Consider the following 3,336-nt stretch of genomic DNA (forward strand, 5'->3'; position numbering starts at 1 on the left):
GAATTTTAGCCCCCGGAATGTCCGGCGACCTTGTCCAGGACCGCGGTGTGCAGCTTGCGGACGCCGATGGGGGCGAACGTGCGCTCGAAGAAACCACCGACACCGCCCGCGCCGTCCCAGGTCGTCGTCGCCGTGACCAGGCTCTGGTCCGGGCCGGCGCCGGGGACGACGTGCCAGCGGGTGCGCAGCGAGGAGTTCTGGTCCGCCTCGACGAGAGTGCTCGCATCGGGGGCGGAGACGGTCGCGTCGATCTGACGCACCCGCTTGCGGGTTGCCTGGAGCCGATAGGCGATGCGGGTCCCGGCACCGTGGCCTCCCGCCAACACCCGGTACTCGGAGACGTTCTCCGGCCAGGCTCGGGCGCGGGCGCCCTGGTAGTCCGCGAGCTTCGCGACAACCTGCTCGGGGGTGCCCGGCACGGCCCGCCTGACGACGACCTCGATCTGTCCCACCAGGTCCTCCTTCCTCGCTCCGGCCGGCTCTCGGCCGAAGCCCGCGTTCCTCCCGGTCGCCGTGCCCATCCGGGAGAGAACCCGTGGAGCGATGGGCGGGCCGCCAGGCTCGCGTCCCCCTGACCGTCTCATCTGGCCCGGCGCCCGTCGCCCTCGCCCGTCGCGCTTCCCGTCTTGATGGGCGCCGAGCGGCGCAGTTGATTACTTAGAGTTACAGTCGGCGGGCAGGTGGACGCCCACCAGATCGGCCAGATCGCGCGCCACCGGGCCGAGCGTGGCGAGCGCCGCCGAGAGCGTCGGGGACCGCTACCCTGACGCGGGCCGGTGCTCCGGCCTTCAGGCTGGGGGTGAAGGCCTGCGCGGGAGGGCCGCCAGGCCCGGGCGTGTCCTAGACGGGACGGGTCTGCTGCTCGATGTACTGGCGGACGGCGGTCAGTGGCGCCCCGCCGACCGATCCGGCGAAGTAGGAGCCGGACCACAGCCGGTTCGCGCGCCAGTAGTGGCGGGCCAGTTCAGGGAACTCCTGGCGCATCCGCCGGGACGACACTCCCTTGAGGCTGTTGACCAGCCGGGATAGTGCGACCTTCGGCGGGTAGTTGACGAGCAGGTGGACGTGTTCGCCTTCGCCGTTGAACTCGGCAAGGTCCGTTTCGAAGTCGGCGCACACCGCCCGCATGATCTCTTCCAGTCGGGTCAGGTGCCCGTCCTCGAAGACGCGGTGCCGGTATTTGGTCACGAAAACCAAGTGGGCGTGCAGCGCGAAAACGCAGTGCCTGCCAGTACGGATGTCGAGATCGCTGCCCATAGGCCAATGGTAGGCTCGATCTGCGCAGCTTCGGTACAACTTCCGTCTCGACCCGTCGCCGGGTCAGAGGGCGGCGCTGTCCCGGACATTCGGCTGCGCCCGGGTCGTGTTCAACGACGGGCTGCGGCTGCGGCAGGAAGCACACACCGCCGGGTTGCCGTACGTGTCGGATGGGGAACTGTCGAAGCGAGTCATCACCGAGGCGAAGAAGACCCCGCGACGGGCGTGGCTCGCCGACGTGTCGGCGGTGGTGCTGCACCAGGCGGAAGAAGGCTGTCGTCAAGGTGGCACGGGTGCACGCCCACGTTGCCGACGCCCGACGGGACTGGCAGCACAAGCTCTCCACGACGATCATCCGCGAGAATCAAGCGGTGTACGTCGAGGACCTGTGCGTGGCCGGTCTTGGCCGGACCCGGCTGGCCCGGTCGGTGTACGACGCCGGCTGGTCCCAGTTCATCGCGATGCTGGAGTAGCAAGGCCGCGCTGCAGGGCCGGGTATTCGCGAAGGTCGACCGGTTCTTCCCGTCGTCGCAGGTCTGTTCGGCGTGTGGGGTGAAGGACGGGCCGAAACCACTGGCGGTCCGGTCGTGGGCGTGCCCGGCCTGCGAGGTCGTCCACGACCGGGACGTGAACGCGGCACGGAACATCAGGGCCGAAGGGCGCAGGGTCGCCGCCGGGCAGGCGGAGACCGTAAACGCCCGTGGAGCGCGGGTAAGACCGGCCTCCGTGCCGGCACCGCGCGGCGAAGCGGGAACCCACCCGAAGCCCACGCCCACAGCGGCGTAGCAGGCGGGAACCTCCGCCCTTCAAGGCGGAGAGGATGTCAATCCGGGTCGATCTCGCAATGCCGCCGGAGCCGGAGGATGAGCAGCAGAATCACGAGCAGAACCGCCAGCCCGGCGGCGGACCCCGCTGCCCGCGGGTTGTCGGCGGCCTTCTGCCGGCCAGCCGTGAGGGCGCTGCCCGCGGTGTCGCGCACCTGGCCGGCCTTCGCCGCCACCTGCGGGTGCGCCTCGATCTGCTTGTGCACAGTCTGCGTGGCCGTACCCGCGGCGCTGCCGGCCGTCGCGCGGGCCTTCTGCGCGGTCACGGCGAGCTGCGGGTGGGCGTCGAACTGCCGGCGTACGGTGGCCTTCGCCTGATCCGCCGTGTCCCGGGCCTTTTCGGCCGCGATCTCCGTCGTCGCCGCGACCTTCGGGCGGACCGCCTCGGTCGCCGTGGTCACCCGGCGTTTGATGTCCTGTGCGGTGCGACCGGCGACCTTCTGCGGGCTGACCCGGTCGGAGAGCTGGTCGAGGTCGCTGCCGAGCCGCGCCCGGGTCGCCTCGATGTCGGACCGGATCTCATCCGGACTCGTGCTTGTCACTGCGAACCTGACCTTTCTGATGCTTCTGCCGGTGGTTCCGCGGAAACACGGGGCGGTGGGCGGCACGGGGAGTGGCGACACGGGGTAGTGGGCGGGTGAACGAACCCGCGGTGGTGGGGGAGGGACTACCCGCGGCGGCCCTGCGCCCACTGGACGTCCTCGCGCAGCGTCTCCACGGTCTGCGCCGGAGTGGGGTGGACCGCGCGCACGGTGGAACGACCCCTCAGGGCCAGCACGGCCGCGACGGCACCGAGGACGACGGTGATGATGAGGGCGGCCCAGCCCAGCGCCATCACCTCACCCAGGCCGAACATGACGGCCAACAGGGCGAAGAGCAGGACGAAGTAACCGGCGCCGCCCGCTGCGGCGAACATGCGGGCGCCCTTGCCGGCCTTCTTCACCTCCTCGCGCATCTCGGCCTTGGCGAGGGCGACCTCCTGGCGGAACAGCGTGGAGATATCCGAGACGACGTCGGACACCAGTTCCCCGGTCGATTCGCGGTCCCCGGTCGTGCTCCCGGCGGCCGGCGGGGCCGGCGCGGTCCGGAGAGCCTGGGTGGCATCCGATGAGGTCCGCACCCGTGCACCATCCACGTACGGGGCGCTATCGTCCGGGTAGGGAATACCGGTCGTTCCCGACTGCCGCCGGTGTGCACTCCTCATGGGTTCTCCTCGCGGCTTCTCCTAGCGGGCGTCCGCGTAGCCGCACCCGCA

6 protein-coding genes are annotated in these 3,336 nt (G+C 70.6%); 2 read left to right on the forward strand and 4 right to left on the reverse strand.

Annotated features, from left to right (window positions below; genetic code table 11):
- Positions 1 to 5: 5 nt before the first annotated feature.
- Both AC08OQ_RS18580 and tnpA read right to left on the reverse strand, forming a co-directional pair.
- On the reverse strand, positions 6 to 452 hold the full coding sequence (locus AC08OQ_RS18580) for an SRPBCC family protein (protein ID WP_476605447.1): 447 nt from the start codon (positions 450 to 452) through the stop codon (positions 6 to 8).
- A 388-nt stretch (positions 453 to 840) separates the two neighbouring features.
- The gene (gene tnpA, locus AC08OQ_RS18585) at positions 841 to 1,257 is read right to left on the reverse strand and encodes an IS200/IS605 family transposase (protein ID WP_462188772.1); all 417 of its coding nucleotides are present in this window, start codon (positions 1,255 to 1,257) and stop codon (positions 841 to 843) included.
- A 293-nt stretch (positions 1,258 to 1,550) separates the two neighbouring features.
- Here tnpA and AC08OQ_RS18590 point away from each other — a divergent pair, with 293 nt between their 5' ends.
- Positions 1,551 to 1,730, forward strand: coding sequence for a hypothetical protein (locus tag AC08OQ_RS18590; RefSeq protein WP_476601095.1), 180 nt, complete (start codon positions 1,551 to 1,553; stop codon positions 1,728 to 1,730).
- A complete protein-coding gene (locus AC08OQ_RS18595) occupies positions 1,660 to 2,043 on the forward strand; it encodes a zinc ribbon domain-containing protein (RefSeq protein WP_476601097.1) in 384 nt (127 codons plus the stop codon). Before AC08OQ_RS18590 ends, AC08OQ_RS18595 begins: the two co-directional genes overlap by 71 nt.
- A 37-nt stretch (positions 2,044 to 2,080) precedes the next feature.
- Here AC08OQ_RS18595 and AC08OQ_RS18600 read toward each other — a convergent pair whose 3' ends face one another.
- Both AC08OQ_RS18600 and AC08OQ_RS18605 read right to left on the reverse strand, forming a co-directional pair.
- Positions 2,081 to 2,623: a DUF3618 domain-containing protein gene (locus AC08OQ_RS18600; RefSeq protein WP_462188771.1), complete on the reverse strand. Its 543-nt coding sequence runs from the start codon at positions 2,621 to 2,623 to the stop codon at positions 2,081 to 2,083.
- Positions 2,624 to 2,748: 125 nt separating this feature from the next.
- Positions 2,749 to 3,201, reverse strand: coding sequence for a phage holin family protein (locus tag AC08OQ_RS18605; RefSeq protein WP_462188770.1), 453 nt, complete (start codon positions 3,199 to 3,201; stop codon positions 2,749 to 2,751).
- Between the last annotated feature and the right edge of the window lie 135 nt (positions 3,202 to 3,336).

Source organism: Frankia sp. CcCS3 (genome assembly GCF_977927575.1).

Coding starts and splice junctions, on each gene's coding strand:
- tnpA (WP_462188772.1), bottom strand. CDS start 1,257: ATGGGCAGCGATCTCGACATCCGTACTGGCAGGCACTGCGTTTTCGCG.